At 45.7% G+C, this 17,638-nt stretch carries 12 protein-coding genes; 11 read left to right on the forward strand and 1 reads right to left on the reverse strand.

Annotated features, from left to right (window positions below):
• The first annotated feature begins 429 nt into the window (after positions 1 to 429).
• The 10 genes from EMP01_RS08745 to EMP01_RS08790 all read left to right on the forward strand — a co-directional run bounded on the left by EMP01_RS08745 (position 430) and on the right by EMP01_RS08790 (position 14,264).
• Positions 430 to 5,505, forward strand: a complete 5,076-nt coding sequence (locus EMP01_RS08745; RefSeq protein ID WP_129021128.1) for a translocation/assembly module TamB domain-containing protein — start codon at positions 430 to 432, stop codon at positions 5,503 to 5,505.
• Between the two features lie 10 nt (positions 5,506 to 5,515).
• A complete protein-coding gene (gene tamL, locus EMP01_RS08750; protein ID WP_129021129.1) occupies positions 5,516 to 7,834 on the forward strand; it encodes a translocation and assembly module lipoprotein TamL in 2,319 nt (772 codons plus the stop codon).
• Between the two features lie 93 nt (positions 7,835 to 7,927).
• Positions 7,928 to 8,296: a hypothetical protein gene (locus tag EMP01_RS08755; protein WP_129021130.1), complete on the forward strand. Its 369-nt coding sequence runs from the start codon at positions 7,928 to 7,930 to the stop codon at positions 8,294 to 8,296.
• Positions 8,297 to 8,415: 119 nt separating this feature from the next.
• A complete protein-coding gene (locus EMP01_RS08760) occupies positions 8,416 to 9,210 on the forward strand; it encodes a FixH family protein (RefSeq protein ID WP_129021131.1) in 795 nt (264 codons plus the stop codon).
• Between the two features lie 54 nt (positions 9,211 to 9,264).
• Entirely contained in the window at positions 9,265 to 11,274 is a 2,010-nt protein-coding gene (locus tag EMP01_RS08765) for a TonB-dependent receptor (RefSeq protein WP_161971273.1), read from the forward strand.
• A gap of 160 nt (positions 11,275 to 11,434) precedes the next feature.
• Positions 11,435 to 11,731 carry a hypothetical protein gene (locus EMP01_RS08770; RefSeq protein WP_129021133.1) on the forward strand — a complete coding sequence of 99 codons (297 nt, stop codon included), beginning with the start codon at positions 11,435 to 11,437 and terminating at the stop codon, positions 11,729 to 11,731.
• 30 nt (positions 11,732 to 11,761) lie between these two features.
• The gene (locus EMP01_RS08775) at positions 11,762 to 12,121 is read left to right on the forward strand and encodes a DUF6970 domain-containing protein (RefSeq protein ID WP_129021134.1); all 360 of its coding nucleotides are present in this window, start codon (positions 11,762 to 11,764) and stop codon (positions 12,119 to 12,121) included.
• Between the two features lie 48 nt (positions 12,122 to 12,169).
• Positions 12,170 to 12,421 carry a BPTI/Kunitz-type proteinase inhibitor domain-containing protein gene (locus tag EMP01_RS08780; protein WP_129021135.1) on the forward strand — a complete coding sequence of 84 codons (252 nt, stop codon included), beginning with the start codon at positions 12,170 to 12,172 and terminating at the stop codon, positions 12,419 to 12,421.
• A gap of 29 nt (positions 12,422 to 12,450) precedes the next feature.
• On the forward strand, positions 12,451 to 13,023 hold the full coding sequence (locus EMP01_RS08785; protein WP_129021136.1) for an RNA polymerase sigma factor: 573 nt from the start codon (positions 12,451 to 12,453) through the stop codon (positions 13,021 to 13,023).
• Positions 13,020 to 14,264: an anti-sigma factor gene (locus tag EMP01_RS08790; protein WP_129021137.1), complete on the forward strand. Its 1,245-nt coding sequence runs from the start codon at positions 13,020 to 13,022 to the stop codon at positions 14,262 to 14,264. Before EMP01_RS08785 ends, EMP01_RS08790 begins: the two co-directional genes overlap by 4 nt.
• A 72-nt stretch (positions 14,265 to 14,336) precedes the next feature.
• Here EMP01_RS08790 and EMP01_RS08795 read toward each other — a convergent pair whose 3' ends face one another.
• Positions 14,337 to 15,458 (reverse strand): endonuclease, encoded by a 1,122-nt coding sequence (locus EMP01_RS08795; protein WP_129021138.1) that lies wholly within the window; start codon positions 15,456 to 15,458, stop codon positions 14,337 to 14,339.
• A gap of 179 nt (positions 15,459 to 15,637) precedes the next feature.
• On the opposite strand from EMP01_RS08795, the gene EMP01_RS08800 reads away from it, so the two are divergent.
• Complete coding sequence (locus tag EMP01_RS08800) at positions 15,638 to 17,620, forward strand: alpha-ketoacid dehydrogenase subunit alpha/beta (protein ID WP_129021139.1); 1,983 nt, start codon at positions 15,638 to 15,640, stop codon at positions 17,618 to 17,620.
• Positions 17,621 to 17,638: the final 18 nt, after the last annotated feature.

The raw sequence follows: 17,638 nt of genomic DNA on the forward strand, positions 1-17,638 counted from the left end.
AAATATGCTACGCAAAGTATGGAAAGACTTACGGGGGCAATTGAAGTACATACTGGTGTACTGGTTGCTGGCAAGCCTTGTTCTGTTCAATGCTACAGGAGGTGCAGATATATTATTTGGAGGTATTGTCGGATTGACTTTACTGATTCATATTATAATTCTTTTCTTTAAATGGTTATGGAGCAATAACCCGAGACAGGCTGGAAAACAGTTGTTATTGTTCGTGCTGTTAGCTGTCCTATGTTTCTTTTTGATGGAGCCATATCTCCGGTTTGTTTGGCATATGCTACATTGATTTATATAAGATTTATTCATATGCAGTCTGCACGCGGCTTGCAGACACGTATCCCCAGACCGTGAAAAAAATGTAAATTGTATATAAAGGTATTGGATTACGCGATTAAGCCCTTATTTTTGTGAGTATACACAATGAAGAAAGTACTAAAAGTCATACTATATATAATCCTCTCCGTCATACTTCTTGTTGTGGCGGCTGTGGTCGTGATCAACACACCCTGGGGTAAGGAGCAGATCCGTAAGTATGCTGTAGACTATCTGCAGAAAAAACTCGATACTAAAGTATCGATTGGTAAGATTGACTTCAGTATACCCACTTCTGTAAACCTGGGTCAGGTACTGGTGCTGGACAAGCGCCAGGATACCGTTGTCTGGGTCAATAAACTGGACATTAATGTAAATATGTTTAAGCTGATAGAGGGTAAGATCTCTGTCAGTAAACTGGGGCTGGACGGGGCCAATATCAATATGTACCGTACGGCCAACGATACCAATTTCAATTACCAGTTTATTGTAGACTCTTTTGTGGGCAAGAAAGAAGCCACGCAGCAAGAGGTAATGGATACCGCCAAGTCGTCGCCGGTATATATCGATGCCGGACTGATCGATATCCGCAATACCCGTTACCGTTTTCATGATACCATAGGTGGCGCATTGTTCGGGATCAGGATCAACAGCCTGGTGCTGAAGCCAAGACAGATCGATATCAATACCATGCGGTTTGAAGTAAACGATTTCCGTGGCGATACCATCAATTCCTATTTTTATGCCATGCCTTCTGCATTGCCACCATCTCCTGAAGATACCAGTGCAGGCACAGAGATTTCCATAGTCGTAGATAAGCTATTATTGAACCGTGCAGATTTTGCATTTAAAGATGCTGAGTCAGCAATGGACTTTAATATCCAGACCAAATCTCTTTCGGCAGCCATGCCATACTTCAGCCTGCTGAAGCGCCAGATCAAAATCAATTACCTGAACCTGGATCAGACCCATTCGGGACTGGTATTTAATAAAATAGACCCGAAGACCAAGGCCAAAGCCAAGGCGGTGCCGAAAGATACCGTAAGCAGTACCGATACCGGCAGCTGGGTCATCTGGCTGAACGACCTGCTGTTCAAGGATGTGAATTTCGCCTTTGATGATAACAATGCACCGCGTCTGAAAACGGGCATGGACTATTCGCACATGAATATCCAGAACTTCTACCTGACCGGCAGCGATCTCATGTACAGTGCCGATACCATATTGGGTAATATCAAGAACCTGTCTATGAATGAGCGCAGCGGCCTGAATATACAGACCTTTCGCACCAAATTCATATACCATCAGCGGGGCGCAGTGCTGGACGAATTATACCTGAAGACACCACAAACCTTATTGCAGGACAAAATTGCAGTGAGCTATCGTTCGCTGGGATCGTTGAGCAAAGAGCTGTCGCAGATGAAGCTGGACGTGAATCTGATAAAGTCCGTACTCAGCTTCAGTGATCTCTTTATCTTCCTGCCCGAGGCGCAGAGACAACAGCTGAAAGATTACCGTAATCAGAAACTGAACTTTAACCTGCTGGCCAATGGTACCGTAGGCAACCTTAATATAATACAGTTATACGTACAAGGGCTGAAACAGACCCAGGTAGACCTGAGCGGCCGCATTTTCGGACTGCCGGATGCCGATAAGTTGCGGTATGTATTGAACATCAAAAAACTGAACAGTACCGAGCAGGATATTCATTCCTTTGTACCGGCATCTGTACGCCAGCAGCTGGATATCCCCGCCTGGTTTGCCTTCTCCGGTACCATCAATGGTACAACTACAGCATATAATCCTAACCTGCTCATACGTACCTCTGATGGTAATGCCTTATTGAAAGGACATTTCTCTATGGCACAGCAGGGTAAGGAAAAGTACGATCTGTACCTGGATGCACAGACATTTAATATTGGTAAGATCCTGCGTATGCAACCGCAGCTGGGTACCATTACCCTGAGCGGTACCGTAAAAGGTACAGGCTTTGATCCGAAGACCATGGCAGCAGATATAGACCTGAAAGTGATCCAGGCATTTTACAATGGCTATGGGTACAGCAATATTACTGCACTGGGCTTTATACGCAACAAAGAAGGACAACTGGAACTGAAATCCCGCGATCCGAATGCCTTCCTGACCATGCAGTCTATGTTCAACTTCCGGAACCAATACCCGGCAGTGACCGCCGATATGGCCATCGACCTGCTGGACCTGCAGGCCCTGAAGTTCATGGATACAGAACTGAAATTCACCGGAGATGTATATGCCGATGTACCTTCAACCAATCCTAACTATCCTAATGGTCTGCTGAGTATACGCAGTCCCTTCCTGACCTCGAACGGCAAAACATATATGTTTGACAGCGTATACATTAATTCTGCACCGCAGGATAGTATACAAAATATAGATGTCAACGTAGCGAATATTATTAATGCTAAGCTAACCGGCAAGATCCCATTGCTGCAGATGGGTAATGCCCTGCTGGCACATGTGAACCAATACTATACCATATCCGATACCGTAAGTAATGCGCCGCTGGCCTATGACATGAATCTGTCGGGTACGCTAGCCTATCACCGCCTGTTCCGTCAGATGGTGCCGGAGCTGCGTCCTTTCGATACCATACGTTTCTATTCGGTGATCAATCCGAGTTCGCTGAATATCGGGCTTACCGCACCAAGAATCCGTTATGGAACCATGTCGCTGGATACCTTCTCCTTCTCTGCTATTGAGCAGGACCGCAGCCTGATGTATGTAGCAGGTCTGAACCGCTTTACACAGGGAGGCATTCAGTTTTATAACTCCTCCTTATCTGGTTACCTGCGCAATGACAGTATTGCGTCTTTCGTCAACCTTACGGATGTAGAAGGGGTAGACCAGTTTGGTCTGGGGGTAATCACTTCCATCAACCCGGAAAGCGACATCGTACTGCATTTGCAGCGCGGGCTCAAGCTCAACTATGATGACTGGCAGGTAGATCCTGATAACAGTATTGTGTTGGGCGGAAAAAAAGGATTATACATACATAACCTCGCACTCAGCCAGGGCAACCAGTTGATCAGTGCAAATAGTCGTGATACCTCTTATAACAGTCCGCTGCATATAGACATCCGTAACTTCTCTTTACTGAACCTGACCAAAATGATCAGTAAGGACACTGTTCTGGCCGATGGTCGCCTGTTTGTAAATGGTGATCTGGATATGCGCGACAGCTTCCCGAGAATTGTATCCAACATTCGGGTAGATTCTCTTTATGTAATGGGGTCGAACCTGGGCGATCTGGCAGCTGACGTACGCAACGAAAATTCTTATAGCTACTCGGCCAATGCTACACTGAAAGGATATGGCAATGACCTGAGCATTGCCGGTAACTATTACATGAAGCCGGTTAATGGCAATGAACTGGATTTTATTGCCAACTTTAATGCCTTTAGCCTGAAAACAATTGAAGGGCTTACTTTTGGCAACCTGAAGAAAAGCAGCGGTATACTTAAAGGACAGCTGGATATTAAAGGAACAGTAGCCAGTCCGTCGATCGGCGGATCGCTGGAGACGGATAGTCTCAAAACGACACTGGCCATGTTCAATACGTATATGAGTATGCCGGATGAGACCATCCGATTCAATGCCGGTAAAGGATTATATTTTGATCGTTTTAAAATTTACGATCAGTACGGCAAACTGGCTACCCTCACCGGAAGCCTGAATACGAAAAACTTTACAGAGTACAGCCTGGATATGACCTTTAAGGCCAATCAATGGCAAGCCATGAATTCTACCTCCAAGGATAATGAATCTATCTACGGTAAGTTATTCCTGAGCGCCACACTGGGCTTGCATGGAAATATGACCGCACCGGCGATTGATGGTAATATCACGATCCATGACAGTACCGACTTTAACTACGCCATGCTGGACAATCCTTCGCTGGTGGCCAATGAAGGTATCGTAATGTTCTACGACGGTCGTGATAGTGGTTATATCGATTCTGCCGAGCTGAATCTTAAAAAAGCAGCATACCTTTTATCACAGAGTTCTTCGCTGAATGTGAATGTGGATATTGAGAAAAATGCCCAGTTTACCGTACTGATCGACCCGGAAACAGGCGACCGGCTGAATGTAAAAGGAACCTCCTTCCTGAATGCCAATCTGGGTTCTGACGGTAGCATGACCCTGACCGGTACTTACGAACTGGAAGACGGATATTATGAACTGAACTATAACCTGCTGAAAAAGAAATTCCGTATACAGAAGGGTAGTATGATCATGCTGGCCGGCGATCCGCTGGATGCCGATGTCAACATCACTGCTGTATATGATGCCAATGCCGCACCATACGACCTGGTACAACGCCAGGGACAGGATGCTTCAGAGATGAACCTCTACCGTCAGCGCATGCCCTTCCAGGTATTGCTGAAGATGAGTGGTAAAGTACTGAAACCAACCATCAGCTTTGATATCGTCGTAAAAGATGGGGGATTGAATACGGTAAATGAGACCGTAAAATCATTTGTAGAAAGTAAACTGGGAGACCTGCGTAACAATCCATCCGATATGAATAAGCAAGTCGTATCGCTGTTGTTGCTGAACCGTTTCGTTGCAGACGATCCGTTTAGCTCAGCCGGTGGCGGGTTCGGATTTGAAAATGCAGTACGCCAGAGTGCCAGCCGCTTCCTGAGCGAGCAGATGAACCGTATGGCCGGTGACCTGATCAAGGGCGTGGAACTGGATTTCGGGGTGAACTCTTCTGAAGATTTCTCTACCGGATCCCGTGTGAATCGTACCGATTTCAATATCACTGCATCCAAGCGCCTGTTCAACGATCGCCTGAAGCTGACGATTGGTAATGACTTTGCTCTCGAAGGACAGACAGCCGGAGCCACCAACCCGAGCTACCTGCCGGGTAACCTTTCTGCCGATTACCTGCTTACGGCAGATGGCAAGTACATCCTGAGAGGATACCGTAAGAGTGAGTTACAGAATATCATCAATGGGTATGTTATAGAAACAGGTCTTAGCTTCCGCTTCTCCCTGGAGTATAACCGCTTCCGCGCCCTGCTCATGGGGCAGCAGCGCTACCGCGAATATATGCGCCGTAAGCGTGAAGCAGAACGTAAAGCCGCAGAGCAGAAACAGGCATCGACAATGAGTATTACGAACACCTCTACTATTGACTAAATATTGCGCCTTGAAGAAAACGATCCACATATTAACCGGTCTGATGACTCTTTGCTGGCTGATGCTTATGGCATCATCATGCTCCAATACCAGGTACCTGGCTAAGGGGCAAACCCTCTACCTGGGTAGCAAAGTAAAGGTTACCGATACCGCCAGCAAAGACAAAGGCTACCTGGAAGAAGTACTGGGCGATGCTATTCGTCCCAAACCTAATAAAAGGATATTTGGAATACGCTTCAAACTGACCATGTATAATTGGGCCGGAGAGCCCCGTTCTGAAAAGGGGTTGCGTAAATATATACGCGATAAGATCGGCGAAGCACCAGTACTGGGAGAGAGCTTTAACCTGAAAAGAAATGAACAGATTCTGCTGAATAAGTTGCAGAACAACGGATACTTTTACCCCGTAATTGTATCGCGCCGCGAAGATGATACACTGAAAAAGACCACTAAGGGCTTCTTTGAAATACAGGCGGGTAAGCGCTATTTCATGAGGAATATTGATTACCTCACCGGAGATACTACAGCGCTTGCTGCAGAGATCCGTAATGTGGCAGACAAGTCATTACTGAAAAAAGGAAACCCATACCTGCTCGATGCTGTAATGGCTGACCGCGACCGTATAGATGATTACCTCAAAAATATGGGGTACTACTATTTTTCTCCCGACTACCTGATTGCCAAAGTTGATACTGGAACCAATACAGATTCTATTGATGTGCATATGCAGCTGAAGTCGGATCTCATGCCACCTAAAACGTTTCAGCAGTACCGCATCAAGGATATTTATGTCAATACAAACTATATAGCCCGGAGCAATACAGACAGTACTGCGGCCAATCGCCGCCGTAATATGGATACTATTCCATATGAGCACTATAGTGTGATACAGCGCCGCGAGAATTTCAGGCCGGTACTCTTCAAAACTGCCATCCAGCAGAAACCCGGCGATCTGTACAGCAAAAGGAAACAGAATCTTACGCTGAACCGACTGGTGAGTTTGAACGCTTTTAAATTCATTAAAAGTGAGCTGACAGATACTTATGACAGTACCGGGCTGCCTCTGCTGACCGCATTATATAACCTTACTCCTGCGCCATCTAAAGCACTCAGTTTCGAAACTTCTGCATTCTCGCAGAATGATAGCAGGGTAGGGTCCCGCTTATCTGTCGGGTGGAAACACCGCAATATATTTAAAGGAGCAGAGCAGTTGGAGATAAAACTCAGCGGCGGATTTGAAATGCAGTATGGAGGGGCTCAGAAACGACCTAACCTCTTTCAGGCAGGGCTGGAAACGAATTTATCCGTACCGCGTTTGTTGTTCGGAAGTTTGTTTAAGGTGTCTACGACCAGTGCATTTGTGCCCCGTAGCTATGTTAAGCTGGGCTATAACTACTATTTGAGTGAGACCACTTATCGCCTCAATACATTTAACTTCGGGCTGGGCTATCAATGGAGAGAGTCTATTAATAAAGAGCATAAACTATACCCGGTCAATATTACCTTTGTACGTACCGATACGTTTAAGAATGCTTCGGACTTCTATATTAGCAACATTATCTTTAACGGGGTTATCATAGGATCAACATATCAGTTTACCTATAATTCACAGATAGCCGGTCGTAAAGATGTTAACTTCTTCTTCGACGGACTGTTAGACCTGTCGGGTAATATCCTGGGGCTGGCACAGAAAACAAGCCTGAGCAAAGAGCCGGAGAAAATATTCGGAAACCCATATGCACAGTATGTAAAAGTACAGACCGATTTCAGGGTGTACAAAACTTTTGGAAAGGAGAATATGTGGGCCAACCGACTGTTCCTCGGTGCGGGTTATGCCTATGGCAACTCCTACAAAATGCCCAATATTAAGCAGTTCTTTGCCGGTGGGGCCAGCAGTTTAAGAGGCTTCCGTTCCCGCTTCCTGGGGCCGGGCTCCTTCCATACCAGCAAAAGCACCACTAACTTCCTGGAGCTGTTGGGCGATATTAAGATGGAGGCCAATACAGAGTTCCGCACACCATTATACTCTACCTGGCTTAAAGGTGCTGTGTTTGCAGATGCAGGTAATATATGGCTCCTGAGAGATGATCCGACTATGCCGGGAGGTGTATTTTCTAAGAATTTTATCAGTGATATAGCAGTAAGCGGAGGTCTGGGCTTACGTTTTGACTTCTCTATCCTTGTACTCCGTTTGGACTTTGGTATGCCGCTGCGTAAACCATGGATGGACCCGGGAGAAAAATGGGTGATCAACCGCATTGATTTCAGTTCCAAAGCCTGGAGGCAGGAAAATATCGTGTTTAACTTAGCAATCGGGTATCCGTTCTAAAATATATCAAGTGGCTGACCAATTGGTCAGCCACTTGTCATTTAATACAGTTTCTTTGTCTCTTATTAATGGTAAATACCTACCTTTGCCGCGATGAAGAAAGGTATACTTTGCTTACTGTTCCTGGCAACGCTTTTGCAAGCGTTTAGTAAGGTAGTGATCTATATCGACTTCAAACTCAACGAAAATTATATTGCACAAACCTTATGTGAAAATAAGGCCCGCCCGCAGTTACATTGTAACGGTAAATGTCAATTGTCCAAACAGCTGAAGAAAGACGAGGAGAACAGCAAGGAAAATAAAAAGACCATACAGGAAGCCGTTTATTATTGTAATGCTGCTCATTTCGAGATCACGTTAGTAACCTACTTTCTTTCAGCGCCTGCCTACCAGACGCATGTCGCTTCTACTTTACAGGCCGATAAGCAGCGCATATTTCATCCCCCCGATTATTTAGTATAGTGATTTATTGTTGAAGCCACAAAGGCTTCTTTATGTTATCGTACATAGGTACGCTTGTATTGCTATACCAGCAATTATTGTCGTACCTGTATTTATCCTGTATTAAATAAAAAATAAAAATGAGAAAAATATTTGCGCTTGTATGCGTAGCCATCGCTTTATGTACCTACACTTCCTGTAAATCTAAAAATAATGATCCTAAGCCAGGTATCGAAACGCCGGCCAAAAGTCAGTTAGGAACAGCAAGCACCACAGACTATATCATAACCCTGTATGCAGATACCCCCTTACTATTTACAGGGTATAACAGATTATATGTAAAAGTACAGGACGCTACCGGTGCAGTCAGCAGCACAGCCAATGTAAGCATTCACCCGCTGATGGAGATGAGCACCATGTCACACTCCACCCCATACGAACAGGTAAGTTACGATGCGGCTACAGGGTTATATTCCGGTGCCGCAGTATTCATTATGCCTACGGCAGATGATGATGCCTGGAAAATGGAAGTAACTGTAAACGGACAAAAAGTAGCTATTCCTGTTACAGTAGGCACCTTTCCTACAAAAGTGATCAGCATAAGCATGGGTAGCGATAACACCACATATATTGTGTCCCTGTTGCGTCCGGCAACCTGGAAAGTAGGTATGAATGATGTAGAGTTTACCGTTCATAAGATCACCGATATGATGAATTTTCCTGCCCTGGATAACCTCACGATCGAAATGACCCCTGAAATGCCCTCTATGGGCCACGGTTCTCCGAATAACATTAGCCCGGTAAGCACCGGCAAAGGACATTATAAGGGTAAAGTAAATTATACCATGACCGGCGACTGGCGCCTGCACCTGAAAGTATCAGATGCCAGCGGAACTGTACTGTTACAGGACGCGTTTATAGATATTTTATTTTAACCGGAGCAGCCGGCGGTGTCCTTGATGCCGCCGGCCGTTCACAATAAGAAACATATGCGTATACCTTTATATGCCTTATTGCTGTGCTCCGTACCCTTTATGGTTCATGCACAATCAGAAACCGATTCCGTGCACCACAGCTATACACTCAGTACCGTCAATTATACCATTCTCGGACAACGATACCAGAAGAACTATACCCGCAGCCGGGAGCTGCAGCAATCTACAGATCGCTTGCTGGAACGCATACCTGGAGTAACCATGATTCGCAGGGGAAACTTTGCCATGGAGCCAACCTTAAGGGGCCTGAGCGCCGCACAGATCAACATGACGATAGATGGCATGCAACTGTTCGGTGCCTGTACCGATCGTATGGACCCGATCAGTTCCTATGTAGAACCCAATAATATGGAGCGCATACAGCTGGGCTTCAGTCCGAACGGAGAGCAGCATAATGCAAGTGTGGGTGGCGGACTTAATTTCAGCCTGAAACAAGCACAAACCGGTGTGGCAAAAGTATGGTCCGGGCTGGTCGGGGCGGGGTATGAGACCAATGCCACCGCTACACAAACCATTGCAGCACTGCAATATTCCCGTTCCCGTTTTGCCATAAGTGCAAACGGCGTCTGGCGCAGAGCCGGTAACTATACCGCAGGTAAAGGGCAGGAGATTGCCTTCTCACAATACAATAAATGGAACCTCGGTCTGAGTGCCGTATACCTGCTGAAGCCCAACCAGCAACTGAGGGTAGATTACCTGCAGGATGAAGGGTATAATATCGGTTATCCCGCATTGACGATGGATGTCTCTTTCGCCAAAGCCAAAATAGGATCGGCCAGTTATATATATACCCCTACAGGAATGAAGCTCAAAAGCTGGGAGAGCAAAGTATACTATAATTATATAGACCATGCAATGGACGACACCAAACGTCCGGCCTGGCAGGTACCCATACATATGGATATGCCGGGCACCTCGCAGACGATGGGCTTATACTCCAGGGCTAAATGGTATTATACCAATCATTTTCTGGAAGCACAGTTTACCGCATACAGCAACAGGCTGCATGCCGAAATGACGATGTATCCTAAGAATGCAGCAGAGATGTTTATGCTCACCCTCCCGGATGTGCAGCGCACCGTATATGGCATCGATCTTAAGGATAAAATATACCTGGGGCAGGACTGGACATTGAGCCCGTCGCTTACGGTGAATTATGTACAATCAGATATCTATACTGAACTGGGCAAAGAAACCCTGTCCAGCCTCTTTACCGGCTCCCTGGATCGTAAAAACCTGGTCTGGAATGCGGGGCTGAATGCGGAGAAGCAGATTAATGGCCGATGGATGCTGTTCGGGCAACTGAGTCGTGGTGCCCGCAGCGCATCTGCCCAGGAACTATACGCCTTTTACCTGTTCAATAGGATGGATAATTTTGATTACATCGGTAATAAAGACCTTAAACAGGAAACCTCTGTAAACGCCAGTCTGGGCATGTCCTATCATCAGCACCGGCTGCATATACAGCCGCAACTGTTTGTATATCGCTTCAGTAATTATATAGTTGGCCAGCGCAAGCAAGGCTACAGCACCATGACGATCGGTGCCAGTGGCGTGAAGCAATATGTCAATATCCCGGATGCTTTACTGTATGGAGGAGAATTATATGCAACGTACCGGCCATGGGATAAATGGTATATACAATCCACCAACAGCATCAGCATAGGACTGGACAATGCCGGTAATGCTTTACCACTCATACCCCCTTTTAAATCGATAAACCGTATCGAATATACACCGTCAAAATATGGTTTTTATGCAGAGAGTATCAGCCAGAGCCGGCAGGATCGTATCAGTACCGTAGTGTACGGAGAGCGGGCTTCAATAGGATTCACCATATTTAATGTAGGTGCCGGACGCAACTTTACCATAGGTAAGAATACCCTGAATGTACATGCAGCAGTCTATAATATACTGGATAAGCAGTATTACGAACACTTAGACATCCTCAAGCTCTACCGTCCGGGCAGGAATGTGGCCCTTAATCTTAGTCTTACTTTTTAGCAATACATACAATTGTTGCCATCATAATATGCTGTTTCTGAAAAGAAGCAGCATATTTTTTTTCATTTATCTAAGATTTGTTAAAAGGCCTGCGTCTATATATATAACCCTGTCCCCGGTAAAAGGGATTGTATATTTTACCCTGTAAACCCTGTCTATCATGAAAAAGTATTTAGTGGCTTTAGCAGTATGTAGCGTAACCGGACTGAGTTCCTGCATACGATGTGTAAAAATGAAGTATGTTACCGTTGTGAAAGACTGTACCGGCGTATACCTGAGAGATCAGCAAAAGGATTACCGCGTGTGTAATTATGAGATGCTGGATGGGTATAATAACGGAGCAAGCGTTCAGGCCCAATACAAGACTATCGGTTCCTGTCCTACATTGGATACCGGCGCCGTATGCGCAATGTTGCATCCTTCAGAAGGACTGATAGAATTATATTCGGTAGAATAATGCCCGTTATAACCCTTTAAATGATCCGTCATGAAAACGCTAACCCTATTTTCTATGTTGACACTGAGCACCCTATTGCTCAGTTGCGATAAGATTAATCCGCCCGGCTGTCCTCCTCCATTCGGGAAAGAATGTGTAGAGCGGAAGTTACTGGTCTTCCAGGAAGATGAAAATACCTGCGCAGATGCCACCATCAATTCATATATGTTCCAGGGCGAGCTGGTGTATGTGATGGATTATGGCACCTGTATTGCAGATATGACTTCTGAAGTGCTGAACGATGATTGCCGTACACTGGGCTACCTGGGTGGTTTTGCCGGTGGCAGTACCATCAATGGTGTAGATTTCTGGAGCAATGCCACATTCGTTGCCCAGATCTGGCATAAATAGTATTGAATAAATCCCTATTTATTATATAACCCTAAAAAAAGTAAAACCATGAAAGCAATCATCAGTATTTTAGCAGTAGCAATTGTAGGATTTTCTTCCTGCTCTAAAAAATGTTCAACCGCAGAAGGCCCTTGTAACGATAAAGTGCCTGTGGGTGAAGCTTGCCAGGCTTATTTTCAGCGCTGGTTCTTTAACCCTGCAACCAATAGCTGCGAGCTGAAAGCATACAGCGGCTGTTCCCAGAAAGGCTTTGCCACAGAGCAGGAGTGCAATGCATGTAAGTGCAAAAAAGATAGTTAAACGTAAAATTAATACAGGCAAACCTGTAGATGGATTATATAGACGAAAAGCTACATTACCTGATTTCCGGATGTATTAAAGGCGAGGCCTTAATGCAAAGGGAATTCTATTACACTTATTACAGCACCTTGATGAAGGTGAGTATCCGTTATGCGCCTACCTCCGAAGATGCGGAACAGTGGGTGCATGACGGTTTTTTGAAGATATATAATAACCTGGGACAATATAAATTTGAAGGATCTTTTGAAGGCTGGATCAAACGGGTAATGAGTCGTGTATGCCTCGACCAGTTACGTGCGATCAACGCCCTGAAAAATGAAGTAGACAAGAACACCATTTACAATACCGACAGTCATCTGCTCGAGAGTCCGATAGAGAATGAGATACACCGTAAACTATCTGCGGCAGATATTGTACACATACTAAAGAAACTACCGGAGAAGCAAAAAGTTGTATTCAACCTTTATGTATTCGAAGGGTACAGTCATAAAGAAATCGCAGATGTACTGACTATAACCGAAAACCATTCGCACTGGTTATTATTCCAGGCGCGGAAAACCTTGAAAAGTATTTTGACAAACGCACATAATTTTCAGATATGAGTGACGAGATCAGAGAGCAGGAATGGAAGGCCATGTGGGAAAACCAGGAGTTTAAACCTCCTGCAGACGGCTGGGAAAAGATGGCGCGTGCGCTGTCCGGAACAGACGTGGCCCCGGCTCCGAAGCTGATACCTTGGTGGGGCTGGCGTCGTTATGGTAAAATAGCGGCTGCAGCAGCAGTGCTGAGCTTAGGTACCTGGAGTATCTGGCAGTTCAGCAACCAGCCGGCTATGACCAGAGATGCTTCCGAAACCATGATCGCACAGGCTCCCGAACAGGAAGCGCCTACTCCTGCGGCCGTTGTCGCACAACCGCAAAGTGAGCCCACTACCGATGCCATAGCACCGGTAAGAAATGAAGCGCAGCATACCTTTGCAGCATCGGCAGCAGTGCCGGGAAAGGCTTTACAGGAGCCCGGCTATACCTTCCGGAAAAAGCCGGAAGTTGATATCCTGCAGGATGTTCCGGTAATCGTTAAGGTACAGGCCGAAGAGATAAAGGACCCGATCAATATTACACCAGCCAGGCCATTGCAGCCGGAGGTGTCCTCTAAAGAAGTGGCTGGCAATAAAAGCAATCGTTCCGGTTTCGAACCGATTACCCATCAGACCAGCTATTTTGATGAGCCGCAGCTGGACAAGTCAATGAGTATAGGACTGGCCGCAAACATCGGTAAACCCAACCTGGGTAATGTACAGTATAATGTAGGCGTTGTTCTGCGTAAAGAATGGACGGATGCCTTTTATACCGAAGCTTCTTTAAGCATGGCGGCAACAGATGTACGCTTCAATGAACATGCGCGATATGGTATCTCCTACAAAAGCGGAGAAATGGTGAGCTCAGACGGATTGAATGCCGCTGCTGCCAATACAATCGGGGAGACGCAGAATATATATGGAAACAATATCCTGGGTGTAGGTATTGCACCTATGGTCGGGTATAAAGTGACCAAACAGGTATCTCTGTCCATTGGGGTAGACCTGTATCGCAACATCAATACAGGCCTTAACCTGTATTATAACAGTGATATTGCCCAGAAGGACATTAAAGCGATGTCTATGGTGAAAAATGTATCTCCTTGGGATTCGGGGGTGAAAGGGCAGCTGGGTGTTCGTATCAATAAAGCACTTTCTGTACTTGGACAGTACCGCCAGGGACTGACCAATTATATCAGTACCGATCAGAAAAGCTATAAAAGTAGTCTCTTTAATATCGGGTTGATGTACCGCTTCCAGCCATAGGCCGGATTTGAAGTCTATAAAAAGTGTTGCGCGCCGGCTTTGCCGGCGCGCAACACTTTTTATACTGTATATTTATGCTTTAACCAGTTTACGGACGGCCAGGCCTTTGGCAGTCTTTACCTTAAGGATGTACACCCCCGAAGGGTATTCACTCAGGTTGATCTGTTTGCTGAAGCTAGTTGCATGCACTGCTTCAATACTCCAGATCATACGGCCATCCAGTGTTTGTACAGCAATCATCTGTATGGCATCCTGTACTGTTGTTTCAATATTGATGTACACTATACCCGTAGATGGATTGGGATACATGGCCACATAAGCCAGTTGCTCCTGTACCGGCATAATGGTGGTCGGCGTATCTGGTTCGCAATTCGTATTGCCCCAGATACAATCTACATATTCCGGGTGGTCAATATAAGGATTACGGTTATGCTGATAGGTATATGCAGCATTGTTACGGTCAATCTCTCTCTGGCTCACCGGGTCCTGGTGATGCCATTGTAATAACAGATCAGCATACCATTGCTGTAGTCCTCTTGTAGTGGTACCATCCAGTATATTACCCTGGCTGAAGCTGGGAATACTGCTCTGGTAGCGGGTTACAAAGTAAAAAGTTGCACGGGCTATATCTCCCTTGAATTCATCGATCGGCTCAAACACAGTGCCAGAGTAGCCTGCAGCACTGTTGGCCCCCAGTTTAGAACCATTGCTCGAAGTCCAGGTAGGGTTATTTACTTTTCCGTAAGGATAATTGCTGCGTTTGCCATTCACAAATCCGTCTGTAGGAATCACAAACTGGATGTCATGCTTCATCGGAGCATTACTGTTGAACAGGCTTTGTGGCACAATATGCTCCCGGTTATAACAGTCTCCTTCACCATTGTAATTACCACAGCGGTCACTGGTTTGCGCAGCGCTGTAGGTATACGCATCCGTACCACTCGGTTTTTCGGAATACATATCCAGCAGGGTACCGTCATTTTCATAATAATGATCTACATCGGTTGTCTGGTAACCAGTATACAATCCACCGTAACCATTATCTATATGCCCCAGGCTGATGATATTGGAGAGCTTTGTTTTCAGGGCATAACCCGTATTGCCGTTTGCCGCATTATAGTAACCGGCAGGGATCTGTGCCCATGCCGCAGCAGTACCTGCCATGAATAATCTAAAGCAGAGAATTTTTTTCATATCACACAAAAACAGGCGCCAAAGGTAGATTGATTATGTAATGATCGGCCTTTTGTAATATCATCTTTCTGTTAAATTGAGCGCGCATCAAAAACCTTGACTTGTGCATAATTTATCTATATATACGGCCGTGGCAGATAGGTAAAATATATTACCTTTGGGCAAATTTTTTAGAATCCATGCAATTTGATCATAAGCACTTCGACAAAGACCTGTTGATACAATTATATGCGGGCCTGGTAAAACCCCGGATGATAGAAGAAAAGATGTTGATTTTGCTGCGTCAGGGCAGAGTAAGCAAATGGTTTAGCGGTATTGGCCAGGAGGCGATTGCCGTAGGAGCTACTATGGCGCTGGACAGTGATGAGTATATCATGCCCCTGCACCGCAACCTGGGCGTATTCACCGCCCGTAAAATGCCTTTTTCTAAATTATTCCTGCAATGGCAGGGCAAAAAAGAGGGCTACAGTAAAGGCCGTGAGCGTTCATTCCACTTCGGTAGTAATGAGCATCATATCTGTGGTATGATCTCCCACCTGGGACCTCAGCTGGCTATTGCTGATGGTATTGCCCTGGCACATAAATTACAGAAAGAACAAAAAGTATCCCTTGCCTTTTCCGGCGATGGTGGTACCAGTGAAGGGGACTTCCACGAAGCGCTGAATACAGCAGCTGTATGGGGCTTACCGGTTATTTTCCTGATCGAAAACAATGGTTACGGATTAAGTACTCCGAGCAGCGAACAATTTATCTGTAAACAACTGGCCGATAAAGCTGTTGGTTATGGAATGGCTTCAAAAATAATAGATGGTAATAACATCCTGGAAGTATACCAGGCGATCAAAGAAGCCCGCGAATACTGTATTACAGAGCAGAAGCCGATCCTGATCGAAGCCATGACCTTCCGTATGCGTGGTCATGAAGAGGCTAGTGGCGTGAAGTATGTACCGAAAGAACTGTTTGAATTATGGGGTAAGAAAGACCCGGTACAGAACTATGAAGACTTCCTGAAAAAAGAAAATATCATTGATGATGCACAGATCGCAGCGATCCGTGAAGCGATTCAGCAGGAGATTGAAGCCGGTCTGGAGATCGGTTTTGCGGCTGAAGCCATCAAACCGGATACCGCAGAAGAAGTAGCAGATGTATTTGTGCCGTATAAAGCAGAAAATACAGTGATTACCGATAGCTGTGCAAAGAGCGAAAAGAAATTTATTCAGGCCATCAGTGATGCCATGCGCCAGGCCATGGAACGTCATCCTAAACTGGTTTTGATGGGTCAGGATATCGCTGAATACGGCGGAGCCTTCAAAGTAACCGAAGGTATGATGGAACAGTTTGGTAAGGAGCGTGTGCGCAATACACCATTATGTGAGAGTGCTATTATCGGTACCGCACTGGGGCTGTCCATCAAAGGATATAAAGCCATGATGGAAATGCAGTTTGCCGATTTCGCAACGGTAGGTTTCAATCAGATCATCAATAACCTCGCTAAAATTCATTACCGCTGGGGGCAAAATGCCGACGTAGTCGTGCGTATGCCGACAGGTGCCGGAGTAGGAGCGGGTCCGTTCCACTCTCAGAGCAATGAAGCATGGTTTACCCATACACCGGGATTAAAAGTTGTATATCCATCTACACCGGAAGATGCGAAAGGCTTACTGTTGGCATCTTTTGAAGATCCGAATCCGGTTATCTTCTTCGAGCATAAAGCCTTGTACAGAAGTGTAAGCGGACAGGTACCTGATGATTACTATACCATTGAGATTGGTAAGGCAAGACTGGTACAGGAAGGTAGCGATGTGTCTATCATTACTTATGGTAGCGGCGTACACTGGGCTACAGATTATGCGAAGCAGCATCCTGAATTTTCTATCGACATCCTGGATCTGAGAACGCTGTCTCCGCTGGATTATGAAGCCATCGAAGCCAGTGTGAAACGTACCGGTAAAGTATTACTCTTACATGAAGATTGTCTGATGGGCGGTATTGGCGGAGAGATTTCTGCGTGGATCTCTGAAAACTGTTTCCAGTACCTGGATGCGCCGATCGTGCGTTGTGCGAGCCTGGATACACCAATCCCATTTGCGATTGAACTGGAGCAGAACTTCCTGGCTAAGGGCAGACTGGATGAGTCTGTACAGAAGCTGATGCAATTCTAAAATATTATATTACAATTC

This window comes from Edaphocola flava, assembly GCF_004118155.1.
GTDB classification, from domain to species: Bacteria; Bacteroidota; Bacteroidia; order Chitinophagales; family Chitinophagaceae; genus Edaphocola; species Edaphocola flava.

Coding starts and splice junctions, on each gene's coding strand:
- EMP01_RS08800 (WP_129021139.1), top strand. CDS start 15,638: ATGCAATTTGATCATAAGCACTTCGACAAAGACCTGTTGATACAATTA.
- EMP01_RS08760 (WP_129021131.1), top strand. CDS start 8,416: ATGAGAAAAATATTTGCGCTTGTATGCGTAGCCATCGCTTTATGTACC.
- EMP01_RS08745 (WP_129021128.1), top strand. CDS start 430: ATGAAGAAAGTACTAAAAGTCATACTATATATAATCCTCTCCGTCATA.
- EMP01_RS08755 (WP_129021130.1), top strand. CDS start 7,928: ATGAAGAAAGGTATACTTTGCTTACTGTTCCTGGCAACGCTTTTGCAA.
- EMP01_RS08765 (WP_161971273.1), top strand. CDS start 9,265: ATGCGTATACCTTTATATGCCTTATTGCTGTGCTCCGTACCCTTTATG.
- EMP01_RS08785 (WP_129021136.1), top strand. CDS start 12,451: ATGGATTATATAGACGAAAAGCTACATTACCTGATTTCCGGATGTATT.
- EMP01_RS08790 (WP_129021137.1), top strand. CDS start 13,020: ATGAGTGACGAGATCAGAGAGCAGGAATGGAAGGCCATGTGGGAAAAC.
- EMP01_RS08770 (WP_129021133.1), top strand. CDS start 11,435: ATGAAAAAGTATTTAGTGGCTTTAGCAGTATGTAGCGTAACCGGACTG.
- EMP01_RS08795 (WP_129021138.1), bottom strand. CDS start 15,458: ATGAAAAAAATTCTCTGCTTTAGATTATTCATGGCAGGTACTGCTGCG.
- EMP01_RS08780 (WP_129021135.1), top strand. CDS start 12,170: ATGAAAGCAATCATCAGTATTTTAGCAGTAGCAATTGTAGGATTTTCT.
- EMP01_RS08775 (WP_129021134.1), top strand. CDS start 11,762: ATGAAAACGCTAACCCTATTTTCTATGTTGACACTGAGCACCCTATTG.